Origin of the sequence: Actinoplanes flavus, assembly GCF_017592555.1 — a bacterium.
GTDB lineage: Bacteria > Actinomycetota > Actinomycetes > Mycobacteriales > Micromonosporaceae > Actinoplanes > Actinoplanes flavus.
Window position 1 is genome coordinate 34437 of sequence record NZ_JAGFNS010000023.1, and the last position, 23374, is coordinate 57810.

The following is a 23374-nucleotide window of genomic DNA, read 5'->3' on the forward strand; positions in this document are numbered from 1 at the left end:
CTAGACACCTCCGGTCAGATGGATGAACAGGTCCTGCACGGCCACCGGGCCCAGTTGCAGACCGTGCAGGCGGGCCGCCTCCCGGTCCGGTTCGGCCAGCGCGCCGTAGACGGTGACCTCCTTGGTCGGGCCCAGACTGCGCTCGCCGAGCACGGTCAGGCCGGTGACGAAATCGTCGACCAGCGCCGCCGGGCCGGTCACCGCCACCCCACGGGTACGCAGGTCGTCGACGTCCTCACGCAACAGCAGCCGGCCCCGGTGCAGGATCAGCACCTGCTCGAACAGCGGGCTCTGCTCCTCGATCAGATGGGTGGACAGCAGGAACGTCCGCGGATGGGCCACGTAGTCGGCCAGCAGCTCGTCGGCGAAGATCCGCCGGCCGGGCGCGTCCATGCCCAGGTGGGCCTCGTCGAACATGGTCAGCGGGGCGCGTGAGGCCAGGCCGACGACGATGCCGAAGGCCGACCGCTGCCCACGCGACAGGCTGCCGAGCGTCTGCCGGCGTGACAGGCCGAAGCGGTCGAGCAGCGCGGCAGCGTACCCCTGATCATGGGTTTTGCGCAGTGCCCGGGCCATGTCGAGGATGTCGCCGAGCCGGTCGATGCCGTCGCCGAGGCCGCCGTCCTCGCGGATCAGGCAGATCCGGGAGGTGGCGCGCGGATTCTCGAAGACCGGCTCGCCGTCCAGCAGCACCCGGCCGGCGCTGGGCTTGCGGAACCCGGCGAGGGTGGCCAGCAGGGTGGTCTTGCCGGCGCCGTTGCGGCCCAGCAGGCCGTAGATGCGCCCGGGGGTGAGGTCCAGGTCGAGCGCGTCCAGGGCGGTGGTCTCGCCGTAGCGGACGCACAGGTCGGTGGTGGTGATCATCGGCCGTCTCCCGGGGAGGTGAGCTGGTGGATGCGGGCCACGATGTCGGCGACCGGAATGCCCAGCGTGCGGGCCTCGGCGATCATCGGCTCGAGCACCTCGCCGAAGAAGCGCTCCCGCCGCCGGTCCCGCAGCCGCCGCTGGGCGCCGGCGCTGACGAACATGCCGACGCCGCGCCGCTTATAGATGACGCCCTCGTCGACGAGCTGCTGGAAGGCCTTCGCGGCGGTGGCCGGGTTGATGCGGTAGTAGGCCGCGTACTGGTTGGTGGACATCACCTGCTGGTCGTCGGTGAGCACCCCGCGCAGCACATCGTCCTTGATCCGGTCGGCGATCTGCCGATAGATCGGGCTGCGGTCGTCGAACATCCCAGCCCCTTCGGTTCGTTACTCCACTAATGAACCATAGAGCTTAAAGTCCGACCGGTAAATGCCGATGGAGGGTGCATGAAGAACTTGACCATCGGAAGGCGACTCGGAGTGGGATTCTCCATCGTCGTCTTCACCATGGTCGCGCTGGTGGTGACCGGTGTCGTACAGGTCAACAAGATCAACGACAAGCTCACTGTCATCAACGACCAGAACGCCGTCAAACAGCGGTACGCCATCAACTTCCGAGGCAGCGTGCACGATCGTGCCATCGCGCTGCGCGACCTCGTTCACGCCACCAGCTCCGGCGACGTGGCCAGCGAAAAGGCCCTGATCGAGAAGCTCGCCGCCAAATACGCCGAGTCCGAGACGAAGATGAACGACATCTTCGCCGACGAATCGATGGTCAGCCCCGCCGAGAAGGACGCCCTCGACGGCATCAACGAGGTCCAGGCCCAGACCAACCCCCTGGTCGAGGAGGTCACCACGCTGCGCGAGGCCGGCCGCACGGCCGACGCCGTCGCCCTGCTCAACAAGGAGGCCAAACCGGCCTTCACCGAATGGCTGCGCGTCATCAACACCTTCATCGACCTCGAAGAGTCGATGAACCAGCAGGAGACCGCCACCGCCCGCAACATCGGCGACGACTTCCGGACGCTGATGATCCTGCTCCTGGCCGCCGCCATCGGCGTCGCCGCCGCGATCGCCTGGTGGGTCACCCGCAGCATCACCCGCCCGCTCGGCCAGGCCGCCGACGTGCTCGCCGCGGTCGCCGACGGCGACCTCACCAAACGCCTCGACAACCGGTCCGCCGACGAGGTCGGCCAGATGAGCCGCTCGATGAACACCGCCCTGGAGTCCATCGGCGGCGCCCTGCGCAGCCTCGCCCACGGCACCGACACCCTGAACACCACCAACGAGCGCATGGGCCGGCTGTCCGCGCAGCTCGCCGACGGCGCCCGCGAATCGTCGATGCAGGCCGACATCGTCGCCGCCTCCGCCGACGAGGTGTCCCGCAGCGTGCACACCGTGGCCGCCGGCTCCGAGGAGATGGGCGCCTCCATCCGGGAGATCGCCACCAGCGCCAACGAGGCCGCCACGGTCGCCTCCCGCGCCGTCACCGCGGTCCAGGCCACCACCGCCTCGGTGTCGCGGCTGGGCGCCTCCAGCCGGGAGATCGGCGACGTCGTCAAGACGATCACCAGCATCGCCGAGCAGACCAACCTGCTGGCCCTCAACGCCACCATCGAGGCGGCCCGGGCCGGTGAGCAGGGCAAGGGCTTCGCGGTCGTCGCCGGCGAGGTCAAGGACCTGGCCCAGGAGACCGCCCGGGCCACCGAGGACATCGCCCGCCGGGTCGAGGCCATCCAGGCCGGCACCGCCGGCGCGGTCAGCGCGATCAGCGAGGTCGCCGAGGTGATCGAGCAGATCAACGAGTACCAGACCACGATCGCGTCCGCGGTGGAGGAGCAGACCGCCACCACCAACGAGATCAACCGCAGCGTCAACGAGGCGGCCGGCGGCTCCAGCCAGATCGCCGCCAACATCGGCAACGTGGCCTCGGTCGCCCGCAACACCACCGACCTGGTCAACCAGTCCGACCAGGCGGTACAGGAACTCGGGCAGGTCACCGGGGAACTGCGCACGCTGGTGGCACAGTTCCGGTTCTGACACCGGCGCACCGCGACGGAAGAGGGGGCTCAGGCCCCCTCCTCCGGCGTTTGACGGGGGAACGGCGCCGCGGCCGGTACCGGACGGCCCATGGAACTGGAGGGGGCGACCGGCGGCACCGACCGCGGCGAGCAGACGCCATACTGCTTGATCATGATGACTGTCGCATCTGGTCAATCACCTAGGGGGTGCACCACGTCTACGTAGTAGCCGGTATGGTGCGCCGATGTTCGGGGAGCACAACGGCGACCTGCCGCTCGATCTGAGCCCGTTCGTCGGCCGCGACGACCTGCTCGCCGCGGTGACCGAGCGGCTGCGCCGAACCCGGCTGCTCACTCTGACCGGTCCCGCCGGCGTCGGCAAGAGCCGGCTGGCCCAGCGCGCCGCCGTCCGCCTCGGCCGGGTCCGCTACGCCGACCTCGCCACCGGCACACCACCGTGGGCACATCTCGCGGCCGCGCTCGGCATCCCCGACCACGACACCGCCCACCCCGACGCGATCTTCGCCCACCTCGCCGGGCTGCCCACCGTCCTTATTCTGGACTCCTGCGACGCACTCGACGGCGCCGCCGAGGTCACCACCGCCCTGCTGCGCGCCGCACCCGGGCTGCGGATCCTGGCCACCGCACGGCAGCGGCTCGGCATCGACGGCGAGTACGCGCTGCCCGTACCCCCGCTGGTTTCGCCGGACGCGGTCCGGTTGTTCCTCGACCTCGCCGAAGCCGGCGGCGTCGCCGCGACCGCCCTGACCGACCAGCCGGCCGTCGAACGGCTCTGCACCGAACTCGACGGACTGCCGCTGGCGATCAAACTCGCCGCCGCCCGCGCCCGCACCATGTCCCTGACCGAACTGACCGAACGCGCCACCGACCGGTTCACCCTGCTGCCCGGCCTGCGGGCCGCCGTCGAGCTCAGCTACCGGCAATGCACACCGGCCGAACAGCGACGGTGGGCCGACTGCGCGGTGTTCGCCGCCCCGTTCACCGCGGCCGCCGCGGCCGCGGACCTCGACGGGCTGGTCGACAAGTCGGTGCTGACCGCGGCCACCGACACCCACCCGGCCCGGTTCACCATGCTGCGCACCCTGCGCGCCTACGGCCTCGAACAACTCGGCGACCAGGCCACCGCGGCCCGCGACCGGCACCGCGACCACTACCGCGCGTGGCTGGCCGAGGCCGCCGACGGCTGGTTCGGGCCCCAGGAGGCGCACGTGCTGGCGACCGTCCGCGACGAACTGCCCGACATCCTCGCCGCCATCGACCACAGTCACGCCACCGGCGCCCACGACGACGCCGACACCCTGGCCCGCGATCTGCTGCGCACCCGGGCCCCGTTCGTGTCCGGCCGGCTCGACGACCTCGACCCGGCCACCGCCTGGGCCGTGCTGCGCGACGACCCGCACACCGGCCCCCTGACCGCCGCGATCAGCGCCGCCTTCACCGGCGCCCCGGACGCGCGCGCCCTGGCCACCGCCTGCCTGCACCGGGCCGAGACGGCAGGCGCCCCGGTCGCGCACAGCTGGGCACTGTGGGCCGGCGCCCTGGCCGCCCACCGCGCCGGCGACCACGACACCGCCACCGCACTGATGACCGCCTGCCTCGGCATCCAGCGCCGCGTCGACGACCGGTGGGGCCAGGCGTGGAGCATCGAACTCGCCGCCTGGATCCTCGCGGCCCGCTGCGACGACACCGAACAGGCCGGGCGGGCGGCCTGGCTGCTCGGCGCCGCCCACGCCCGGCACCGGCAGCTCGGCGTCGACCTGACCGGCATCCGGCCACTCGACGACGCCCGCGCCCAGGCCCACGCCCGCATCGAGACCGTCCTCGGCGCCGACACCGCCGCCGCCGAGCACGCCGCGGGCGTTCAGGGCCACGACCACGCCCTGCGCATCGCCCTCGGCGAACCCATCTCCCGCCGCGCGTCCGCCCCACCCGGCGGCGGCCTCACCACCCGCGAACAGGAGATCGCCGGCCTGGTCGCCGAAGGGCTCACCAGCGCCCGGATCGGGGCCCGGCTACGGATCAGCGCCCGAACCGTCGACACCCACATCCGCAACATCGGCGCGAAACTCGGCCTGACCAACCGGGCCGCCATCGCCGCCTGGGCGTCCTCGCGCTGACCTCGCTACCGGCCGCCGCGGCCCAGCGCCCGGCCCGCACCGGCGACCACGGTGGTCGCCAGGATCCAGCCGGCCGCCATCACCGCCAGCGTCACCGCCTTGTCCGCGCCCACCGGATCCCACGCCTTGTCATGACCCAGATCCACCAGCGGCACCAGCACATCCACGCTGTACAGCAACGGATCCCAGGTCGGCGACTCGTCCGGCTTCACCGCCCGCAACGGCCCCGACCAGGCGAACCAGCCGGTGCTCACCGCCACCACCGCCAGCAGCCACGCCAGCGCCCGGCCCGGCCGGTAACCGAACCCGATCGTCACGTTCTGCACCGCACCCCACAGCGCGCCCAGCCGGCCCTTGGCCCGGTGCCGCAGCCGCTCACGCACCACCAGCACCTGCCGGGCCTCCTGCTCCCGGCCGTCGCGCCGCAACGCCGCCGCCAACTGGTCGTACGGGCCCAGCGCCGCCCCCGTCGTGAACCGCGCCATCCAGTCCAGACGCTGCCCGGTCGTCCACCCGTGCACATCCTCGGAACGGCGGGTCAGCCGGTCGTAGGTGAGCCCGTCCAGCTCGATGCGGCAGCCCGCCGGCCAGTTCACCGGATCGTCGACCAGCCGCCCCACCCGGGCGTCACGCAGACTGATCGTCCCGGTCGACTCCGGCGCCGGCCGCAACGTCAGCATCCGCGCCTGCGTCTCGATCAGCAGCAGCGCGTGCCGGCCGTCGCGGCCGCGCAGCAACGCCCGCTGCAACGTGATGCTGCCGGCCACCCGGGCGCCGATCAGGTTGACCTCGCCGTCGGCGACCAGATCGTGGCTGAAGAACCCGCCCCCGACCGACATTCCGCCGGCGTTGACGGCCGCCCCGGTGTCGGCCGCCGGGCCGCACGCCGACCGGGTCAGGTCCACGTTGCCGCCGACCCGGGAACCGGCCAGCCGCAGACCCCGCGCGATCGTTGCGTCGCGGATGATCACACCGCCGCCGACCTCGGCCCGTTGCAGATGAATCGACCCTTGCACGACACTGCGGTCCAGGTCCACGGTCCCGTCGATGCGGGCCGGCAGCATCCAGACGTCGCCACCGACGGTCATATCCCGGGCCGCGACGTCACCCGCCACCCGCAGCCCGTCGGCCGCGATCCCGGGCAGCACGCACTCGTCCAGGTTCACCGACAGCAACTCGGCGTGATCCAGGCACAACACCTGCTCGAACACGCACCGCCGCAACCAGATCGGCGCCTCGACCCGCGCGCCGGTCAGATCCAGGGCGCCGGTGATCCGCGCCCCGGCCAGATCCAGGCGGCCGGGCTCGCGCAGCAGCCCGGCCAGAAACGCCGCATCCACGGTCCGGCCGGCCAGATCCAGGCGGGCACCGGCCCGATAGGCCCGCCGCACCCGGCTTCTGATCGTCACCCGCCGATCTAAACAAACCCTTCCCGGTACGGGCTACGCGCTCTGCCCGCACCATCGCGCCCGGCCGGCCGGGTTGATCAACTCAGCGGGGTGGGGACGCGCTCGCGCAGCATGCGGCAGGACTCCTCGGTGGCGCCGGGACCCTCGATCCAGCCGGCGAAGTCCAGCGCCTGCTTGATCGAGACCCCGAACTCGTCCAGGAACGCCTTCGCGGTGTACGTGCTGTGCCGTCCCCACCCGTGGGCCTGCGCGGCCAGGGCCACGTCGACGACATCACCGCCGGCGTCCACGACCGCCCGGAAGACACGCCGGATCTCCGCCTGTTCGGTCAGCATGGTGGGCAGCCTCCCCGGCGGGCGGGCCGCGCCGCAAACGACTTTTCCCTGAGCCCAGCCGACCGGTCGAAGCCCGGCGGGCGCGGCACGGGCGCGCCGTGGCAGACGATCGCGCGGGTCTGCCACGGCGGGTTCGGGTAGCCCGTACCAAAAATGGGGTCAGGAACGCACGACGGCCTGGATGGTGTCGAGGGCCTTGAGCCGCTCGGCGCCCGTGCCGAGCAGGCCGTCCGGGATGATCAGCTCGTCGAGGCCGATCGCCCGGTAGGCCTCGACGGTGCGGGCGATCTCGGAGGCGGAGCCGCCGTAGACCGGGACCGGCAGGTTCTGCGGCAGCGGGCCGTCCACGACGACCAGCGCCTGCGCGGTCCGGCCGATCGCGCGCGGATCGCGGCCGACGGTGGCGCAGTGGGAGTCGAGGACCCGCGACTTGTGGGCGATCGTCTCCGGCAGGCCCCACGTGTTCCACAGGTCGGCGTATTCGGCGACGACCTTGAGCATGCGCTTCTCGCCTTTGGCGCCGATCAGGATGGGCAGCGGGTCCTGGACCGGTTTGGGTTCGCAGACCGCGCCGGTGAGCTGGTAGTACTCGCCGGTGAAATCGGTGGTCGGGGTACGCAGCAGGCCGTGCCACACCTGCAGCGCCTCGACGAACCGGTCCAGCAGCCGCTTCACCGGAGGCAGGTCGATGCCGTACTGGTGGTGTTCGTTGACCTGCCAGCCGGCGCCGACGCCGAAGACGAACCGGCCGCCGGTGATGTGGTCGACGGTGGCGGCCATGTTCGCCAGCACCGCCGGATGCCGGTAGGTGTTGCCGTAGACGAGCGTGCCGATGCGCACCCGCGGGATCGCCGCGCCCAGGGCGGCGGCCAGTGAACCGGCCTCCAGCATCGGCGTGTCGGGCCGCTGGTCGACCGGCAGGTTCGGCATGAAGTGGTCGGCGATGTAGACGCCGTCCCAGCCGGTGTCGGCCGCGTGCCGGGCCACCTCCAGGATGCCGGCGTACGGCTGGGCGGCGCTGGGCCAGATCGAGAGTCGCATGATCGAAACCTTGCCAGACCACCCGTACGGGTGAGGTCGCGGTTCACCTAGGATGCCCGCCATGCGGGCGAACGGGGAGACGGCAATCGTTCCCATGCGGGCGATGACCGGGGGCGAGACCCTGGACGCCGCGGTGGCGTTGCTACGGCAGCGGGCACTGCCGCTGCTCGCCGTGGCCGCACCTCTGGCGATCGTCGAGCAGGCGGTGCTGTTCGTCTGGCGGGCGATGCTGGATCTGGACCCGCCGGTCTACTGGCCGGACGACCCGTCGCTGCCCTGGTGGATGATGATCTCCGCCGGTTTCGCGATGGAGGCGTTCGTGATCGCGCTGCTCGGCGCGTACGCGGGCGCCGCCGCCGGCCCGGCACTGCTCGGCCGGAAAGCGTCGCACGCCGAGATCTGGCGCCGCTACCGTCCGCTGTCGGCCATCCCGCTCGCGCTGGTGCTCGGCGGTGTGGCGTACGCGGCCGCGTTCGGCGGCTTCCTCGGGCTGATCCTGATCTGGGTGCTGTTCGGGCTGGCCCCGGCCGTGCTCACGTTCGAACGGGCCCGCAACCCGATGACCGCCGTCGGCCGGTCGGCGGCCCTGTCGACCCGGGCCGGCATGCGCGCCGGCGGGTTGCGGCTGCTCGGCTACGGCGTGTGGCTGGCGATCCGGTTCGCGTTGGGCACCGGCTGGACGGCGGCCGCCGAGATGCTCGGCACCATCCCGGGTTCGCAGACGTGGATGGTGTGGGCGGTGCCGGCCGCGTGGGCGTTCGCCAACACCCTCGCCTACGCGGCGCTGGCCTGCCTGGACGCGGTGCTGGTGGCGGAGACGCGGATCCGTACCGAAGGGCTGGACATCGCGGTGGGCCGGGCCCGCAGCCGCGGCGAGGACGGGACGGCGGCGCTGGTGGTGGCCAAGCGATGAGAGGATACGACGAGTTCCTCGGCCGGGTCTTCGCGGTGATCCCGCCCGGTCTGATGCTGATGATCCTGCTCGCGGTAACCGGGCTGGTCGCGGCGGGCTGGTACTGGTATCCGGCGTGGGTGCCGCGCCGGCTCCCCCGGTTCACCGGGAAAAAGCCGCGCTGGAAGCTCTGGCGCCGCACGAAGAAGGCGAAACACGGGAAGAAGAAGAAGGAAGCAGCTCCCCGCCGCCAGAAAGTGGATAAAAAGCGCAAAGAGCCAAAAACCCCGGCTCTGGTACGGCAGTCGAAAGCTGACCGACTGGCCGCCGAGGGCCGCTACGCCGAAGCCATCCGCGAACGCCTGCGCGACACCGTCGCCGACCTCACCCGCGCCGGCGTGATCGACCCCGAACCCGGCACCACCGCCGCCGAACTGACCACCGCCGCGAGCACCGGCCGCCCGCAGATCAGCCCCTCGCTGACCGGCGCCACCGGCCTGTTCTCCGAGATCTGGTACGGCCGGCGCCCGGCCGGCCGCGGCGAGGACGACAAGATGCGGGAGATGACCGCCGAAGTACGCGCCGCCCTGCGACCCGGACCGGGAGCCGACCGATGAAACGCTGGATGCGGGTCGCCATCCCGTTCGGGCTGCTGACCGCCGCGGTCACCGGCACCCTGATCGTGCACGCCGTCGAACAACCCGACCCCGACGACCCCGAGTACCTGACCCCGGTGCACGTCCAGGAGATCAGCGGCGGCACCCTGGCCGAACGCCTGGTCGCCGAAGGCGTCACCGTCGAGCGCGCCACCAGCACCGAACAGGCCGTCACCGCCGTCACCAAGGCCGGCCGGGCCACCCTGTTCCTCTCCACCCCCGACCTGGCCGACCTGCCACAGCTGCGCAGACTGCCGCGCGGCACGAACATCGTCGCGGTCGCCCCGTCCGAACTGTCGCTGCGCCGCATCGACTGGCCGGTCGCGGTCGAGGGCAGCCACTGGACCAGCACCGTCACCGACCCGGGCTGCGCCGACCCGGTCGCCACCGCCGCCGGCCCGGCCGCCGTCCTGCGCACCGCATACCGCGCCGACGCCGGCACCACCTGCTACGCGGGCGGGCTGGTGTCGTTCAGCCACAACGGCCTGTTCGTGACCGTGGCCGGATCCCCGGACCCGTTCCGCGACGACCGGATCGCCGAACACGGCAACGCCTCGCTCGCCGTCGGGCTGCTGTCGCGCGACACCCGGGTGGTGTGGCTGGACGTGCACGAGCCGGACGTCACCCCGACGACACCGCCGCCCACCCAGCCGACTTTCGCATACACGCCGGACCCGAACGCCACCGACGAGTACTACGACGAGGACTACTACGGCGACGGCGACGGTGACGGCGGCTACGGCGTGCCGGGCGGGGGCGACGGTCAGGGCGAAGCAGAAGGCGAAGGCGACGGGGAAGGCGACGGCGAGAGCAACGCCGGAGGCGGCAGCCCGCTGCGCGACGACCCGTTCCTCAACTCCCTGCCGTCCACGTTCTGGGCCACCCTGCTGCTGCTCGTGCTCATCCTGATCGCCCTCGCGATCGCGGCCGCCCGCCGCCTCGGCGCCCCGGTCACCGAACCGCTGCCCTCCCAGGTCCCGGCCAACGAGACGATGCTCGGCCACGCCCGCCTCTACGCGGTCGCCCGCGCCCGCGACGAGTCGATGCTGGTGCTGCGCGACGCCGCCCGCCGCCGGCTCACCACCCACCTGAACCTGCCGCCGGACGCCGGCACCGAACAGATCGCCCACGCCGCCGGCCTGCCGGTCCGCTACGTCCGCGACATCCTCGACCGCGACCCGCCGGAGTCCAACAGCGACCTGGTCGAGGCCGCCACCCTGCTGCAAGGCCTGGTCCGCGACGTGACCGGAACCCACACCGACGAAGGAGACCCCTCGTGACAACCGATTCCCCGCACGCGCGCGAGGCGCTCAGCCGGCTGCGCGCCGAGGTCGGCAAAGCCGTCGTCGGCCAGGACGCGGTGGTCAACGGGGTCCTGGTGGCGCTGCTGTGCGGCGGCCACGTACTGCTCGAAGGCGTACCGGGTGTCGCGAAGACACTGCTGATCCGGGCCCTGTCGACCGCCCTGGACCTGGACACCAAGCGGGTCCAGTTCACCCCCGACCTGATGCCCGGCGACGTCACCGGCTCACTGATCTACGACGCGCACAGCGCCGCGTTCAACTTCCGGGCCGGGCCGGTCTTCACCAACCTGCTGCTCGCCGACGAGATCAACCGGACGCCGCCGAAAACCCAGGCCGCCCTGCTGGAGGCGATGGAGGAACGGCAGGTCACCATCGACGGCAACCCGCGGCCGCTGCCGCAGCCGTTCCTGGTCGCCGCCACCCAGAACCCGATCGAGTACGAGGGCACCTACCCGCTGCCCGAGGCCCAGCTCGACCGGTTCCTGCTGAAACTGTCGGTGCCGCTGCCGCAACGCGACGAGGAACTCAACATCCTGCGCGCCCACCACCACGGCTTCGACCCGCGGGACCTGAAATCGGTCGGGTTGCAGCCGGTCGCCGGACCCGCCGACCTGATCTCCGGCCGGTACGCCGTCCAGCGCGTCGCCGTCGCCGACCCGGTGCTCGCCTACATCGTCGACCTGTGCCGGGCCACCCGTACCGCCCCGGCCCTGGAACTCGGCGCCTCCCCGCGCGGCGCGACCGCCCTGCTCGCGGTGTCGAAGGCCAACGCCTGGCTCAACGGCCGCGACTACGTCGTGCCCGACGACGTGAAGGCGTTCGCCGTACCGACCCTGCGGCACCGGGTCCGGCTGCGCGCCGACGCCGAACTCGACGGCGCCACCGTCGAGGGTGTGCTCGCCACCGTCCTGGCCGCGGTCCCGGCGCCCCGCTGATGGTCACCAGGCGCTTCGCGCTGCTGCTCGCCCTCGGCCTGCCCGCGCCGATCCTGCTGCCGCAGCCGTGGCTCGCCCTCGGCGCGGTGTTCGGGTTCGCGCTGCTGCTGGCGCTGCTCGACGCGGCCGTGGCCGGGCCGCTGACCGGGATCGCTCTGGAACGCGCCGGGGAACGGACCGTGTGGCTGGGCGGCTCCGCCACGGTCACACTGACCGTCGCCAACGCGAGCGGCCGTACCGTCCGGCTGCGGCTGCGCGACAGCTGGGTGCCGTCGGCCGGGGCCGCCCCGCTCTACCACAAGCTCACCCTCACGCCCGGATCGGCGAAGACGGTGGCCACCGTCCTGACCCCGACCCGGCACGGCGACCGGCCCGCGGTCCGGGTCACGCTGCGCTCGGCGGGACCGCTCGGGCTCGCCTACCGGCAGCGCCGCCAGACCTGGCACGACAAACTGACGCCACCGTGGACCCTGCGGGTGCTGCCGCGCTTCCCGTCCCGGCGGATCCTGCCGGAGAGACTGGCCCGGCTGCGCGTGGTCGACGGCTCGGCGGTCACCCGCGGCCGCGGCCACGGCACCGAGTTCGACAACCTGCGCGAGTACGTGATCGGCGACGACGTCCGGTCGATCGACTGGCGGGCCAGCGCCCGCGCCCACGACGTGGTGGTGCGCACCTGGCGGCCGGAACGCGACCGGCGGGTGTTCTGCGTGCTGGACACCGGGCGTACCAGCGCCGTGCGCATCGGCGACGCGCCCCGCCTGGACGCCTGCATCGACGCCGCCCTGCTGCTGAGCGTGCTGGCCACCCGCGCCGACGACCGGGTCGACCTGCTCGCCCTGGACGCCGCGGTCCGGGCCCGCGTCGAGGGCGGCGGCCACCGCTCCAAACTCGGCCGGCTCATCAACGGCATGGCGTCGCTGCACCCGGAACTCGCCGAGACCGACTTCACCCTGCTCGGCCAGGAGATGCTGCGCCGCGACCGCAAACGCGCCCTGCTGGTGATCTTCACGGCGCTGGACACCGCGCCGATGATCGCCGGGCTGCTGCCGATCCTGCCCAAGCTCGCCGCCCGCCACAAGGTGATCGTGGCGGGCGTCCGCGACCCGATCGTCACCCGGCTCGCCGAACTGCCCGCCGACGCGAACGCCACCGACGTGCACCAGGCCGCGGCCGCGCACCGGGTGCTCGCCGAACGCGACCGGGTCCGCGACGTGCTCGCCCACTCCGGCGCGACCGTGGTCGACGCCGACGCGGGCGACTTCGCCGCCCGCGTCGCCGACGTCTACCTGCTGCTCAAGGCGTCCGGGCGGCTCTGACCCCGCAGGTCGGCCGCCCGGCCCCGGACCAGCGCGTACGCCAGGAACAGCCCCCACAGCCCGCCGCCGATGCCGACGCGCACCATCGGCGGCAGCGGCGACGGGGTCACGTACGCCTCCAGCAGCCCGGCGACCAGCAGCACCCCGACCAGCCCCACCGCGACGATCATGCCCTCTTTCGCCCAGTGCACCAGCGACTGGCGGCGGCTCAGCAGCGGCCCCGGCGCGATCCACGACCAGCCGATCCGCAAACCCACCGCCGCGCCGATGAACACGCTGGTCAGCTCCAGAAACCCGTGCGGGGCGATGTAGGTCAGGTAGATGTCGCCGGCGCCGGCCTCCACCATGGCGGCACCCATCATGCCGATCGCGATCAGGTTGCTGGCCAGCAGGTAGAACACCGGCAGAATCAGCACCCCCGACGCCAGGCACTGGGCGGTCAGCATGGCGTTGTTGACCCACACCGCGGAGAAGAACGTCTCCGCCCGGTACTCGCTGTAGTAGGTGACGAAGTTGTCGACCAGCGCCGCCTCGTCCGGCCGCTGCCCGAAGTAGGTGGCGATCAGATCGGGGCGCTGCGACACGTAGCTGATCAGCCCCCACCCGGCCGTCATCATGATCACCGTCACGGCGATCCACCACCACCGGGTGCGGTACAGCGCCGCCGGGAACCGTGTCGTCACGAAGTCGGCGACCGGCCGCCACGACAACCGCTGCCGCCGGCTGATCGCGGCCCGGCCGGCCAGCACCAGACGGGACAGGTCGGCCAGCACCACGGCGTCCGGCGTACGGCTGCGCACGATCGACAAATGGGTGGCCGCCCGCTGATACAGAAGCACCAGTTCGTCGGCTTCGGCCGGGTTCAGCCTCCGCTGGGTGACCAGCACCTCGAGCCGGCGCCACTCACCGCCGTGCTCGGCCACGTACGCATCCAGATCCACCCTCGCACCTTAAACGTCGATCGTGTTGACTGTGCGGGTGCTCACCACCGCCGAAGCCGTCGAGATCGACGTGCGGCCCGCCCGGCTCGGATCCCGCGCCATCGCCCTGACGTTCGACATCATCGTGCAGGCCATGCTGGTCGGCATCCTGATGACGTTCTGGCTGATCGTGAGCGAGTTGCTGCCGGAGGACACGCTGCTTCCGGAGACCGGCCGGTGGATCGTCATCGCGATCGTCGCGGTCGGCTACCCGACCTTCGCCGAGACCGTCAGCAACGGCCGCAGCCTCGGCAAGGCCGTCATGGGCCTGCGCGTCATCCGCGAGGACGGCGGCCCGATCCGCGCCCGGCACGCCTTCACCCGCGCGTTGATCGGCCTGTCCATCGAATGGCCCGGCCTGCTCATCCCCTACGTCACCTGGGCCGGCAGCATCAGCACGATGATCGCCTCCCGGCGTGGCCGCCGCCTCGGCGACCTCGCCGCCGGCACCCTGGTCGTCCACGAACGCCGACCCGTCCCGTGGAACATCGTCCCCGGCATGCCCGCCGGCCTGAGCGCATGGGCCTACACCGCCGACCTGTCCGCCGTCGACGACTCCCTCGCCGAAGCGGTCCGCCAGTTCGCCGCCCGCTCCCACCAGTTCGCCGAACCGCACCGCGCGATCCTCGGCCAGAGCCTGTTCGCCGAGGTCAAGGCCAAGGTCTCCCCCGACCCGCCGCCCGGCACCGCCCCCTGGCTGTTCCTGGTGGCCGTCCTCGCCGAACGCCGCCGCCGCTCCGCCGCACAACTCGCCGCCACCCGCGCGGTCACCCAGCGCGTCCTGCCCGGCTTCGGCCAACTGCCCGCCAACAGCCGCCGCTGACCGTACGCGTGACCCCGCCCCGCCGCATCGGGGCCGTCCCGCCCGTGCCGCGCGCGCCGGCCGGGTGGTCGCGCCGGTGCCGCGCCCGCCGGGCTCAGATCGGTGCCCGGGCAGGCCGGCGCCGGCGCCGGCGCACCCGTCTGCCGCCGCGGCTCAACCGATGATCAGGCGCTCGCCCGCCCAGGAGACGGTGAACCGGCCCGGCTCGGTCCACGCCGCCGCGCCGACCCGCCAGCCGCCGTCCTGCGGCCGGGCGAAGTTGGTGACGACCTCACCGTCGCGGTAACCCGCCAGCGTCAGCCACGCGTCACCCGGCAGGCCGGTGGCGTTCCCGCCGTCACCGCCGGGAATCCGCCACTGCCCGGCCATCTCCCGATAGGCCTGCTCCCGCCGGCCCCGGGGCAGATCGGCGGCGGCCCGCACCCGGGACCCGGCCCCGGACACCGCCGCACACAGCCCGGCCAGCGGAATCCGGCCGACACCCTCGGCATGCCGCACCTGCCGGATCCGCAGCATCACCTCGTGGAAACACCGGGCCGCCGCCCACGCCGCATCACCCACCGGCGGCACCAGCGGCGCCCGCCGGACCCGGGGATCCCCGGGCGGGACCAGCGTGTCCGCGATCCGCCCGGACCGCGACCGATGCCACATCCGGTCGTCCAGGTCGACCGTCGCCGCGGTGGCCCGCACCAGCCCGGCCTTCCCGACCCGTACCTCGGCGCCCTCCGAGATCCCCAGCCCGCCACGGTCGGTGCTGGTCAGACGCGCCGCATGGATCCCGTCGACATGAATGGTGAACGCGGCGGCGCCGTCGGCGTACCGTCTCGGGGCCGACAGAGTGAGGTGACCGCCCAGCTCGCGCCCGCGCCGCTCCAGGACGAAACCGCGCACCACCGCCGCGTCCAGGTCGTAGTCGGCGTCGAGCCCGGCGGCGGCCAGCGGCAGCCGCGACGGCACCACCCGGCCCGCGTAGTCACGGTGATACAGCGGGTCCGGGCCGATCCCGTCGAGCAGCGACCGCATCGGTTCGCCGCCGTGCCCGATCATCCACGCCCGCCGGGCGTCGCCCGCACCGGCCATCCACCGCAGCGCCTTACCGGCGGACCGGTTCCGCAGCCAGCGGGGCCGCACCCCGGCCACCCCGAACACCTTCGACGTGGCGCCGTCCCAGACGTCGGCGAGCTCGACGATCCGGCGCCGGTCGAAATGCCGCCCGTCGGCGGCGATCCGCGCGATGTCCGTGACCGCCGCGTCCATCAGCCCGGTCAGCATCTCCCACGCGCTGTCGCCCCTCATCCCGCAGATGATATTGACGCACGCCAGCCGCTACCAGCCTGCTGCACGTGGTCGAGGACGGCGGCGCCGCGCTCGCGTGATAGTTTCGCGGGCGACCCGAGGAGGTGAGACCGATCAACGCAAGGACAGATCGGGGCTCCCTGCCCGGCATCGCCTGAGGGAGCGCCCGTGACCGGCATCCCGAAAGGCATCGAATCCACATGCGTTCCTTCACCGTCGGCGGTGTGCCCGCCGTCCTCTGGTCCCCCGGCGCCACCGACCGCCCGCTGATCTTCATCGGTCACGGCGGCGGCGAACACAAGACCGCCCCCGAGATCCTCCGGTACGCCGAGCGGTTCACCGCCGCCGGTTTCGCCGTCGTCTCGGCCGACGTCCCCAACCACGGCGACCGCCCGTACGACCCCGGCCTGGACCGCAAGGCCGGCGCGATGCGGGCCCGCGTCGACGCCGGCGAGAACCTGGCCGTCGCGATCGCCGCCTTCCAAGACGAGGTGTCCCGGCAGACCGTCGGCGAATGGCGGGCCGTGCTCGACCATCTCGGCGCCGACCGGGCCGGGTACTGGGGCGTGTCGCTGGGCTGCGGCCTGGGTGTCCCGTTCGTGGCCGCCGAACCCCGGGTCCGCGCCGCCGTCCTCGGCTTGGGTGGCGGCTCCGCCAACGCCGCCACGGCCGCCCGGATCAGCGTCCCGGTCCGGTTCGTGATCGCCTGGGACGACGAACGGATCCCCCGCGACAACTCCCTCACCCTGTTCGACGCCCTCGGTACGCCCGAGAAGTCCCTGCACGCGCATCCCGGCGGCCATTCCGGTCCACTGCCGGACCATGAACTCGACGCGCAGGTCGCCTTCTTCGGTCGCCACCTGTCGCCTCACCCGCAAGGGTGAATTCGGGGCATGTGCCGTCAGCGCGGGTCTCGATAGGCTTCTGCCATGCCCGACGACGAGCCCCCACGGCGTCCCAGCCAGATCCTCGCCGAGATGCTCGGCCTTCCCGAGCCCAGGCCGTTCACCGAGGAGGAGGAACGGGCCTACCAGGAAGCCATGGACCGTGCCGACGCACAGGTGAGAGCCGTCATCGCCCGCCGCCAGCGCCGCGCGGCGTGACCGGCTTGCGGACCCCGCGCATCCTCGACGCATCCGCTCTGGTAGAACTCTTCTCCGGCCATTCGACCCTGATGCGACTGATCGACGACGCGAACGCCGGCAGCCCGGTCGTCGTCGTGCCGACCCTGGCGATCGCCGAAGCTCAAGCCGCGATCGATGCGCCATCCCAGCACTGGGAGAGGGTGCTGAGTGTGCCGGCCCTGCGGATTCTCGACCTGTCCGCGCCCGTCGCCATCGAAGTAGGCCGCATTGCGGGGCCCCGCCTGCGGAACCACCCGGTGCAGGCTCCACTCATCGGCCCTCTGATGACCGCGCAGGTGCTCTACGAGGCGAAGATGCTGAGCGCGGCGATCGTCACGACGGTGCCGGAGGCTTACGGCGGCCATGACGTCGCCGTTCAACCACTCGACTGAGCAGACGCGAAACGGCCCGGGACGCCACCCTCATCGAGGGCCTCCCGGGCCGTTTCTCGTGCTTATGGCTGCTTGCCGCCCGTACCGGTCTCGTCCTCGGTCGTGGTCTCGACCTCGGCCACGCTCGGCGCGGTCGGTGCGGTCTCGGCGTCAGCCTCGGCCTTGGTTTCCGCAGGAACCGGGGCCGGGGCCGCGGGCTGCTCGCTCGCGGCTTCCGCGGTCGCGGCAGGAACGGCGGTCGACGCGGGCTCGTGTTCGCCCTCGGTGGCGCCGTGCGACTTGCGGTGGAACGTCAAGCTCATGAACAGCACGATCAGCGCGCCCACGATCAGGCCGATGACCGCGCTCGCGAGAGTGTTGACCAGCCAGCCGACCACACCGCCGAGAGCACCCGTCGCCTCGTGCGCGGCATGCTCCATGTCGTGCACGAACTGATACAGCGGGTCGAAGCCCAGATCGTGGGTGCCGACCAGCAGGATGTGACCGCCGACCCACAGCATCGCCGCGGTGCCGATGACGGTCAGTGCGGTCAGCACCTTCGGCATCGCCTTGACCAGGCCACGGCCGAATGCGGCGGTCCCCTTGCCGGGCCGCTCGGCCAGTTTCAGGCCCAGGTCGTCCATCTTCACGATCAGACCGACCACGCCGTACACGAGCACCGTCATGATCACCGCGACGACCGACAGGATGATCAGCCGGTTCCAGAACGTCTCGTCGGCCACCTCGTTCAGCGAGATCACCATGATCTCCGCCGACAGGATCAGATCGGTACGGATGGCGCCGGAGATCAGCGTCTTCTCGTCCGGACGGGCCTCCTCCTCGGCGTGCTCGTCATGGTGGGCGACCCGCTCCCAGATCTTCTCGGCGCCCTCGTAACACAGGTAGGCGCCACCGATCATCAACAGCGGCGTCAGCAGCCCCGGCAGGAACTGGCTCAGCACCAGGATCACCGGCAGGATGATCAGGAACTTGTTGCGCAGCGAACCCAGAGCGATCCGCTTGACGATCGGGATCTCACGTTCCGCGGCCAGCCCACGCACGTACTGCGGGGTGACGGCCGTATCGTCGATCACCACACCGGCGGCTTTCGTGCCGGCCTTCGCGGCGGCGAGCCCCACGTCGTCGATCGACGCGGCGGCCGCACGAGCCAGGACCGCCACATCATCCAACAGGGCCGCGAGTCCAGCGCTCAAGGAAAGTCCTCCCGAATCGGCAACCGTTTGTGCAGGCTCATTCTCGTTCAGGGCCGCCGGTGACGCATGACCGCCCTCCATGTCACCGGGCCGATGCCCGGAAAAGCACTCGATCACACCTTTACCGGATAGGGTGCCGCAGGTGACGGACCGCCCGCTGATCTTTCTCGATGTCGACGGCCCGCTGATCCCGTTCCGGCCGCGACCCGGCTCCGCCGACACCCCGGCCGGGGACTGGCTCCACCGCCTCGACCCGGCCGACGGGCGCCGCCTGCTCGCCCTCGACGCCACCCTGGTCTGGGCCACCACCTGGATGGAAACCGCGAACGACCTGGTCGCACCACGAATCGGCCTGCCCGCGCTGCCGGTCGTCGCGTTCCCCGACGACGACCGCGTGTCCGGCAACGGCCTGCACTGGAAGACCGCGACACTCACCCAGTGGGCCGGTGGCCGCCCGTTCGTGTGGCTCGACGACGAACTCACCGACACCGACCGGGATTTCGTCGCCGACCACCACCCCGGCCCCGCCCTGCTGCACCGGGTCGACCCGTTCACCGGCCTCACCGACGACGACCTCACCCAGGTCCACCAATGGCTGCGCACCGCCCGGCCACGCCGCACACCACCGATGCCACCGCCGTCCGTGCGCCTCACCCCCGCCGAACTCGCCCACCGCACGGTCGGCCCCCGCACCGGCGACATTCCGGTCAAACCCATCACCATCCACGCGTACGACCCGAGCTGGCCGGCCCGCTTCACCCGTGAACAGGCCCGCGTCCGGGCGGCACTCGGCACCCGGGTTCTGGCCCTCGACCACGTCGGCTCCACCGCCGTACCCGGGCTGCCCGCCAAGAACCGCATCGACATCGACCTGATCGTCGCCGACCCCGCCGACGAGGACACCTACGTCTCCGACCTGACCGCCGCCGGCTACCGGTTGCGCACCCGCGAACCACACTGGTACGAACACCGCTGCCTGTGGACCGCGAACCACGACGTCAACCTGCACGTCTTCGGCCCCGACTGCGACGAACACCTCCGCCACCTGATTTTCCGCGACTGGCTGCGCACCCACCCCGCCGACCGCGACCTGTACGCCGCCCACAAGTTCGAGGCCGCCGCCCGGCACCCGAACTCGGCATCCGCGTACGTCCACGCCAAAGGCGCCGTGATCCGGGAGATCCTCCACCGCGCCGGCCTGCGCTGATCGCGGACCCCGGCAATCCGGTTGCCCGTTCGCCGAGGTCCGTGACACCGTGCGGGGCTCACGACCACTGCTCGAGGTTCCAGGTGACGATCTACTTCTACGGCGCCGACGACGTCCCGTACGGCTGCTTCTCCAACTTCTCCGCCCACGCGTTCGACCTCGACGGCCGCCGGTGGCCCACCGCCGAACACTACTTCCAGGCACAGAAGTACGCCGGCACCCGCCACGCCGACACCGTCCGCCGGGCGCCCGACCCGCTGCGCGCCGCCGAACTGGGCCGGGACCGGAACCGGCCGCTGCGCCGCGACTGGGAACGAGTCAAAGACGACGTGATGCGCCGGGCCGTCATGGCCAAATTCCAGGCCCACGCCGACATCCGTGCCGTTCTGCTCGACACTGGCGACGAGACGATCGTCGAGGACACCGGCACCGACCACTACTGGGGCAGAGGACGGACCGGCACCGGAAAGAACATGCTCGGCCGGATCCTGATGCGCACCCGCACCCAACTCCGCGCCGCCGCCGAAACCGGTTGAGGCGGTGCGCGCGGCCGGGCAGTATGCCGGTCGTGACCCAGGCGACCCTGCAGACCCCACGGATCCAGCTCGTGCCCTTGAGCGACGACCACCTGGAAGGCGAGATCGAACTCGACGCGGATCCACAGGTCATGCGCTACCTGGACCGGCCACGCTCACGAGACCGGGTGGAGCGGCTCCACCGGCAGCGACTGGCCGCCGCGACCCGGGTGCCTGGCCTCGGCTTCTGGGCCGGGCTCGTCGACGGCTCGTTCGCCGGATGGTGGATCCTGGAGCCGCCCGAGCGCGCCGACCAGGGCCCGGTCGAGGGCCAGGCCGAACTCGGCTACCGGCTGCTGCCCCGATACTGGCGCCAGGGCCTGGCCAGCGAGGGCGCCCGCGAACTGATCCGGCACGGCTTCGACGACCTGGGCCTGCATCGGATCTTCGCCGAGACCATGACCGTGAACCAGCCCTCACGGGCCACCATGGCCGCGGTGGGGCTGAGCTACCGGATTGCGGGCCAGTGCTCCGGCCTTCAGGCCGGGGGTGAAGGCCCGCGCTGGGAGGGCCGCCAGGCCCGAGCAGTGCCTTGATCTGGCCGGTTCTGCTGCTCGATGTACTACTTGATGACGCTGAGCGGTGCGCCGCCGGCGGATCCGGCGAAGTACGAGCCGGACCAGAGCTTGTTGGCCCGGTGGTAGTGGTCCACCAGGTCGGGGAACTGCTGTCGCAGGTGACGGGAGGAGACGCCTTTCAGGCTGTTGACGAGGCGGGCCACAGTCATCTTGGGCGGGAAGTGGACGAGCAGGTGGACGTGGTTGTTGTCGCCGTTGAACTCGGCCAGGTCGGCCACGAAGTCGGCGCATACGTCTGGCATGATCGCCTCCATTCGGGTCAGGTGCCGGTCGGCGAATACCTGGCGCCGGAACTTTGTCACGAAAACCAATGGGCATGCATCGCGAACAAATGCCTTGAGGTTCAGCCACAAATCATGACGGTACAATGTGGAATGTGCAGCTCCGGTACCAGTTCCGCGTTTACCCGACGCCCAGCCAACAGATTGAGCTGGCCAGGGCGTTCGGGTGCGCGCGGGTGGTATTCAACGACGGGCTCAGGCTGCGCCGGCAGACCCGCGCGGCGGGCGAGAAGTACATCTGCGACGCAGAGCTGTCGCGCCGGCTGATCACCGAGGCGAAGCTGACGCCGGAGCGGGCGTGGCTGGGTGAGGTGTCGGCGGTGGTGTTGCAGCAGGCCCTTGCGGACCTGAACACCGCGTACCGCAACTTCTTCAACTCGATCTCCGGCAAGCGCAAGGGCCGCACAGTGGCCCCGCCCCGGTTCCGGTCCCGCAAGGACAACCGGCAGGCGATTCGGTTCACCAGGAACTCCCGGTTCAAAGTGCTGGACAACGGCCGCCTGCGGCTGCCGAAGATCGGCGACCTCGCGGTGCGCTGGTCGCGTACCCTGCCGTCCGAGCCGTCGTCGGTGGCGATCATCCGGGACGCCGCCGGACGGTACTTCGCCTCGTTCGTGGTGCAGACTTCCACCGGCGAGACGCTGCCGCCGGTCGAGTCCGAGGCCGGCATCGACCTGGGACTGACGCACTTCGCGGTCCTCTCGGACGGCACGAAGGTGGCCGCACCGAAATTCCTGCGCCGCGCCGCCCGCAAGCTCAAACGGCTGCAACAGGCCCTCTCCCGCAAGCAGAAAGGCTCGGCCAACCGCAAGAAGGCCGTCGTCAAGGTCGCCCGGGCGCACGCCCGGGTGGCCGATACCCGGCGCGATTGGCAGCACAAGCTGTCCACGGCGATCATCCGTGACAACCAAGCGGTGTATGTCGAGGACCTGTGCGTGACCGGTCTCGGCCGGACCCGGCTCGCGAAATCCGTGCACGACGCGGGATGGGCTGGTTTCACCGGCATGTTGGAGTACAAGGCCGCCCGGTACGGGCGCACGTTCGCCCGGGTGGACCGGTTCTTCCCATCCACCCGGATGTGCTCGGCGTGCGGCCGGATCAACGACAAGATGGCACTGAATGTTCGAGCGTGGGACTGCCCGTGCGGTAGTCACCACGACCGGGACGTCAACGCCGCCAAGAACGTGTTGGCCGCCGGGCAGGCGGACAACTCAAACGACCGTGGAGCGCAGGTAAGACCGGGATTCGTCCCGGCACTGCGCGGCGAAGCGGTAACCCACCCGGACGCCGCGCGGTCCACGCGCAGCGTGGAGGGAATCGCCGTCCTTTAGGGCGGAGAGGATGTCAAGTACGCACGTTCCACCTGGACTTCGACGACCCGCTCCCCGGCAGCGAACAGGGCGAGGTCGAATACGCGATCACCCGCCGGCAATGGCTGGCCGCAGCACGCGAACGCCCCCAGCCATAGGATCCGATCACCCGGCGCCGACGCCGTTCCTGCTGGTCGGCCCACCCGCCGAGGTGAGGCTCAACATCCGCCCAGCCCTCTCGTACTGGCGTGACTGGGCGACAGGATGATCGGCCCGACCCGTCCCCGGACAACGGCGCGGATCTGACCACGTCGCGGCTGGACGGGATGAAGATCCCGGCCCGGTGCCCAGTTGTCCAGCAGACCCGTCCTGTCGGCCCTCCGTTTCACCGGAGCGAACAACGCAGCGCCGCCAAGGTGGAGCACCGGCCGGTTCGGTTCGACGCAGCCGCCGCCCTCGAAGTGATGGTGCCGAAGGACGCGCACGAGTTCGTTGACCGAGCGTTGCAGCGGGGTGGCGCCCGCCGAGTCGTCGCCATACGTTTGCCGGCCCTCGTCCTGCGCCGCAGCAACCACGTCGACAGCGAGCAGCTCCATCTGCTGCAGATAGTCATGCATGTTGAGTTCTGGCCCCAGCACGAGCACAGTGGGGCCGTCGCTCAAGATCTTGTCGCGCGATTCGGCGCGGCCCCGGCAGGCAAGCGGC

24 protein-coding genes and 3 pseudogenes are annotated in these 23374 nt (G+C 71.6%); 17 read left to right on the forward strand and 10 right to left on the reverse strand.

Translation table 11 applies throughout. From position 1 onward, the window contains the following. Both J5X75_RS29850 and J5X75_RS29855 read right to left on the reverse strand, forming a co-directional pair. The gene (locus tag J5X75_RS29850) at positions 1–864 is read right to left on the reverse strand and encodes an ATP-binding cassette domain-containing protein (RefSeq protein ID WP_208470864.1); all 864 of its coding nucleotides are present in this window, start codon (positions 862–864) and stop codon (positions 1–3) included. Continuing rightward, positions 861–1232 (reverse strand): GntR family transcriptional regulator, encoded by a 372-nt coding sequence (locus J5X75_RS29855; RefSeq protein ID WP_208470865.1) that lies wholly within the window; start codon positions 1230–1232, stop codon positions 861–863. Before J5X75_RS29855 ends, J5X75_RS29850 begins: the two co-directional genes overlap by 4 nt. A gap of 78 nt (positions 1233–1310) precedes the next feature. Between J5X75_RS29855 and J5X75_RS29860 the strand changes: the two genes are divergently transcribed. Both J5X75_RS29860 and J5X75_RS29865 read left to right on the forward strand, forming a co-directional pair. Next, positions 1311–2903, forward strand: a complete 1593-nt coding sequence (locus tag J5X75_RS29860; protein WP_208470866.1) for a methyl-accepting chemotaxis protein — start codon at positions 1311–1313, stop codon at positions 2901–2903. A 226-nt stretch (positions 2904–3129) separates the two neighbouring features. Beyond that, complete coding sequence (locus J5X75_RS29865; RefSeq protein ID WP_208470867.1) at positions 3130–5022, forward strand: LuxR C-terminal-related transcriptional regulator; 1893 nt, start codon at positions 3130–3132, stop codon at positions 5020–5022. Between the two features lie 5 nt (positions 5023–5027). On the opposite strand, the gene J5X75_RS29870 is transcribed toward J5X75_RS29865, so the two are convergent. From J5X75_RS29870 to J5X75_RS29880, 3 genes are all read right to left on the reverse strand, one after another. After that, on the reverse strand, positions 5028–6431 hold the full coding sequence (locus tag J5X75_RS29870; protein WP_208470868.1) for a hypothetical protein: 1404 nt from the start codon (positions 6429–6431) through the stop codon (positions 5028–5030). A 77-nt stretch (positions 6432–6508) separates the two neighbouring features. Next, positions 6509–6766, reverse strand: coding sequence for a hypothetical protein (locus J5X75_RS29875; RefSeq protein ID WP_208470869.1), 258 nt, complete (start codon positions 6764–6766; stop codon positions 6509–6511). A 159-nt stretch (positions 6767–6925) separates the two neighbouring features. Then, a complete protein-coding gene (locus J5X75_RS29880; RefSeq protein WP_208470870.1) occupies positions 6926–7807 on the reverse strand; it encodes an LLM class flavin-dependent oxidoreductase in 882 nt (293 codons plus the stop codon). 103 nt (positions 7808–7910) lie between these two features. Here J5X75_RS29880 and J5X75_RS29885 point away from each other — a divergent pair, with 103 nt between their 5' ends. Genes J5X75_RS29885 through J5X75_RS29905 form a run of 5 tightly spaced genes read left to right on the forward strand, consistent with a single transcriptional unit; the run spans position 7911 to position 12910 of the window. Next, positions 7911–8720 carry a hypothetical protein gene (locus tag J5X75_RS29885; RefSeq protein WP_208470871.1) on the forward strand — a complete coding sequence of 270 codons (810 nt, stop codon included), beginning with the start codon at positions 7911–7913 and terminating at the stop codon, positions 8718–8720. Next, positions 8717–9316 carry a DUF4129 domain-containing protein gene (locus tag J5X75_RS29890; protein ID WP_208470872.1) on the forward strand — a complete coding sequence of 200 codons (600 nt, stop codon included), beginning with the start codon at positions 8717–8719 and terminating at the stop codon, positions 9314–9316. The genes J5X75_RS29885 and J5X75_RS29890 overlap by 4 nt, the downstream gene beginning before the upstream one ends. Continuing rightward, positions 9313–10635: a DUF4350 domain-containing protein gene (locus tag J5X75_RS29895; protein WP_208470873.1), complete on the forward strand. Its 1323-nt coding sequence runs from the start codon at positions 9313–9315 to the stop codon at positions 10633–10635. The genes J5X75_RS29890 and J5X75_RS29895 overlap by 4 nt, the downstream gene beginning before the upstream one ends. After that, on the forward strand, positions 10632–11594 hold the full coding sequence (locus tag J5X75_RS29900; RefSeq protein WP_208470874.1) for an AAA family ATPase: 963 nt from the start codon (positions 10632–10634) through the stop codon (positions 11592–11594). Before J5X75_RS29895 ends, J5X75_RS29900 begins: the two co-directional genes overlap by 4 nt. Then, positions 11594–12910: a DUF58 domain-containing protein gene (locus J5X75_RS29905; RefSeq protein WP_208470875.1), complete on the forward strand. Its 1317-nt coding sequence runs from the start codon at positions 11594–11596 to the stop codon at positions 12908–12910. Before J5X75_RS29900 ends, J5X75_RS29905 begins: the two co-directional genes overlap by 1 nt. Here the strand turns inward: J5X75_RS29905 and J5X75_RS29910 are convergent. After that, on the reverse strand, positions 12877–13851 hold the full coding sequence (locus J5X75_RS29910; RefSeq protein ID WP_208470876.1) for a stage II sporulation protein M: 975 nt from the start codon (positions 13849–13851) through the stop codon (positions 12877–12879). The two genes, J5X75_RS29905 and J5X75_RS29910, sit on opposite strands and share 34 nt — an antisense overlap. 22 nt (positions 13852–13873) lie before the next feature. Here J5X75_RS29910 and J5X75_RS29915 point away from each other — a divergent pair, with 22 nt between their 5' ends. Beyond that, the gene (locus J5X75_RS29915) at positions 13874–14713 is read left to right on the forward strand and encodes an RDD family protein (RefSeq protein ID WP_307798342.1); all 840 of its coding nucleotides are present in this window, start codon (positions 13874–13876) and stop codon (positions 14711–14713) included. Positions 14714–14866: 153 nt separating this feature from the next. On the opposite strand, the gene J5X75_RS29920 is transcribed toward J5X75_RS29915, so the two are convergent. Continuing rightward, complete coding sequence (locus J5X75_RS29920; RefSeq protein ID WP_208470877.1) at positions 14867–16009, reverse strand: hypothetical protein; 1143 nt, start codon at positions 16007–16009, stop codon at positions 14867–14869. A 200-nt stretch (positions 16010–16209) separates the two neighbouring features. Here J5X75_RS29920 and J5X75_RS29925 point away from each other — a divergent pair, with 200 nt between their 5' ends. The 3 genes from J5X75_RS29925 to J5X75_RS29935 are packed head-to-tail and all read left to right on the forward strand — an operon-like array spanning position 16210 to position 17525. Further along, positions 16210–16893, forward strand: coding sequence for a dienelactone hydrolase family protein (locus J5X75_RS29925; protein WP_208470878.1), 684 nt, complete (start codon positions 16210–16212; stop codon positions 16891–16893). Between the two features lie 45 nt (positions 16894–16938). Continuing rightward, positions 16939–17112 carry a hypothetical protein gene (locus J5X75_RS29930; RefSeq protein WP_208470879.1) on the forward strand — a complete coding sequence of 58 codons (174 nt, stop codon included), beginning with the start codon at positions 16939–16941 and terminating at the stop codon, positions 17110–17112. Further along, positions 17109–17525 carry a PIN domain-containing protein gene (locus J5X75_RS29935; RefSeq protein ID WP_208470880.1) on the forward strand — a complete coding sequence of 139 codons (417 nt, stop codon included), beginning with the start codon at positions 17109–17111 and terminating at the stop codon, positions 17523–17525. The genes J5X75_RS29930 and J5X75_RS29935 overlap by 4 nt, the downstream gene beginning before the upstream one ends. 62 nt (positions 17526–17587) lie before the next feature. On the opposite strand, the gene J5X75_RS29940 is transcribed toward J5X75_RS29935, so the two are convergent. Next, a complete protein-coding gene (locus J5X75_RS29940) occupies positions 17588–18718 on the reverse strand; it encodes a DUF808 domain-containing protein (RefSeq protein WP_208470881.1) in 1131 nt (376 codons plus the stop codon). A 157-nt stretch (positions 18719–18875) separates the two neighbouring features. On the opposite strand from J5X75_RS29940, the pseudogene J5X75_RS46120 reads away from it, so the two are divergent. The 4 genes and pseudogenes from J5X75_RS46120 to J5X75_RS29955 all read left to right on the forward strand — a co-directional run. Then, positions 18876–19316 (forward strand): annotated as a pseudogene (locus J5X75_RS46120) (HAD domain-containing protein); the annotation flags it as partial. A 126-nt stretch (positions 19317–19442) separates the two neighbouring features. Next, positions 19443–19925 (forward strand): annotated as a pseudogene (locus J5X75_RS46125) (GrpB family protein); the annotation flags it as partial. 83 nt (positions 19926–20008) lie between these two features. After that, positions 20009–20461: a riboflavin biosynthesis intermediates N-glycosidase gene (gene ybiA / locus J5X75_RS29950; protein WP_208470883.1), complete on the forward strand. Its 453-nt coding sequence runs from the start codon at positions 20009–20011 to the stop codon at positions 20459–20461. Between the two features lie 23 nt (positions 20462–20484). Continuing rightward, positions 20485–21036 carry a GNAT family N-acetyltransferase gene (locus tag J5X75_RS29955; protein WP_208470884.1) on the forward strand — a complete coding sequence of 184 codons (552 nt, stop codon included), beginning with the start codon at positions 20485–20487 and terminating at the stop codon, positions 21034–21036. Between the two features lie 26 nt (positions 21037–21062). On the opposite strand, the gene tnpA is transcribed toward J5X75_RS29955, so the two are convergent. Next, positions 21063–21446: an IS200/IS605 family transposase gene (gene tnpA / locus J5X75_RS29960; RefSeq protein WP_208470885.1), complete on the reverse strand. Its 384-nt coding sequence runs from the start codon at positions 21444–21446 to the stop codon at positions 21063–21065. Between tnpA and J5X75_RS29965 the strand changes: the two genes are divergently transcribed. Next, complete coding sequence (locus J5X75_RS29965) at positions 21446–22690, forward strand: RNA-guided endonuclease InsQ/TnpB family protein (protein ID WP_238489859.1); 1245 nt, start codon at positions 21446–21448, stop codon at positions 22688–22690. The two genes, tnpA and J5X75_RS29965, sit on opposite strands and share 1 nt — an antisense overlap. Before the next feature lie 17 nt (positions 22691–22707). Continuing rightward, positions 22708–22827 (forward strand): annotated as a pseudogene (locus J5X75_RS44750) (GNAT family N-acetyltransferase); the annotation flags it as partial. A 60-nt stretch (positions 22828–22887) separates the two neighbouring features. Here the strand turns inward: J5X75_RS44750 and J5X75_RS29970 are convergent. Beyond that, complete coding sequence (locus J5X75_RS29970; RefSeq protein WP_208470887.1) at positions 22888–23286, reverse strand: hypothetical protein; 399 nt, start codon at positions 23284–23286, stop codon at positions 22888–22890. Between the last annotated feature and the right edge of the window lie 88 nt (positions 23287–23374).

What these genes read in the sequence shown, in the direction of transcription:
- J5X75_RS29860 (WP_208470866.1), top strand. Translation starts at nt 1,311, where the DNA reads ATGAAGAACTTGACCATCGGAAGGCGACTCGGAGTGGGATTCTCCATC.
- J5X75_RS29930 (WP_208470879.1), top strand. Translation starts at nt 16,939, where the DNA reads ATGCCCGACGACGAGCCCCCACGGCGTCCCAGCCAGATCCTCGCCGAG.
- J5X75_RS29925 (WP_208470878.1), top strand. Translation starts at nt 16,210, where the DNA reads ATGCGTTCCTTCACCGTCGGCGGTGTGCCCGCCGTCCTCTGGTCCCCC.
- J5X75_RS29920 (WP_208470877.1), bottom strand. Translation starts at nt 16,009, where the DNA reads ATGAGGGGCGACAGCGCGTGGGAGATGCTGACCGGGCTGATGGACGCG.
- J5X75_RS29850 (WP_208470864.1), bottom strand. Translation starts at nt 864, where the DNA reads ATGATCACCACCACCGACCTGTGCGTCCGCTACGGCGAGACCACCGCC.
- J5X75_RS29875 (WP_208470869.1), bottom strand. Translation starts at nt 6,766, where the DNA reads ATGCTGACCGAACAGGCGGAGATCCGGCGTGTCTTCCGGGCGGTCGTG.
- J5X75_RS29885 (WP_208470871.1), top strand. Translation starts at nt 7,911, where the DNA reads ATGACCGGGGGCGAGACCCTGGACGCCGCGGTGGCGTTGCTACGGCAG.
- J5X75_RS29955 (WP_208470884.1), top strand. Translation starts at nt 20,485, where the DNA reads ATGCCGGTCGTGACCCAGGCGACCCTGCAGACCCCACGGATCCAGCTC.
- J5X75_RS29970 (WP_208470887.1), bottom strand. Translation starts at nt 23,286, where the DNA reads ATGCATGACTATCTGCAGCAGATGGAGCTGCTCGCTGTCGACGTGGTT.
- J5X75_RS29890 (WP_208470872.1), top strand. Translation starts at nt 8,717, where the DNA reads ATGAGAGGATACGACGAGTTCCTCGGCCGGGTCTTCGCGGTGATCCCG.
- J5X75_RS29905 (WP_208470875.1), top strand. Translation starts at nt 11,594, where the DNA reads ATGGTCACCAGGCGCTTCGCGCTGCTGCTCGCCCTCGGCCTGCCCGCG.
- J5X75_RS29965 (WP_238489859.1), top strand. Translation starts at nt 21,446, where the DNA reads ATGTGGAATGTGCAGCTCCGGTACCAGTTCCGCGTTTACCCGACGCCC.
- J5X75_RS29880 (WP_208470870.1), bottom strand. Translation starts at nt 7,807, where the DNA reads ATGCGACTCTCGATCTGGCCCAGCGCCGCCCAGCCGTACGCCGGCATC.
- J5X75_RS29855 (WP_208470865.1), bottom strand. Translation starts at nt 1,232, where the DNA reads ATGTTCGACGACCGCAGCCCGATCTATCGGCAGATCGCCGACCGGATC.
- J5X75_RS29865 (WP_208470867.1), top strand. Translation starts at nt 3,130, where the DNA reads ATGTTCGGGGAGCACAACGGCGACCTGCCGCTCGATCTGAGCCCGTTC.
- J5X75_RS29895 (WP_208470873.1), top strand. Translation starts at nt 9,313, where the DNA reads ATGAAACGCTGGATGCGGGTCGCCATCCCGTTCGGGCTGCTGACCGCC.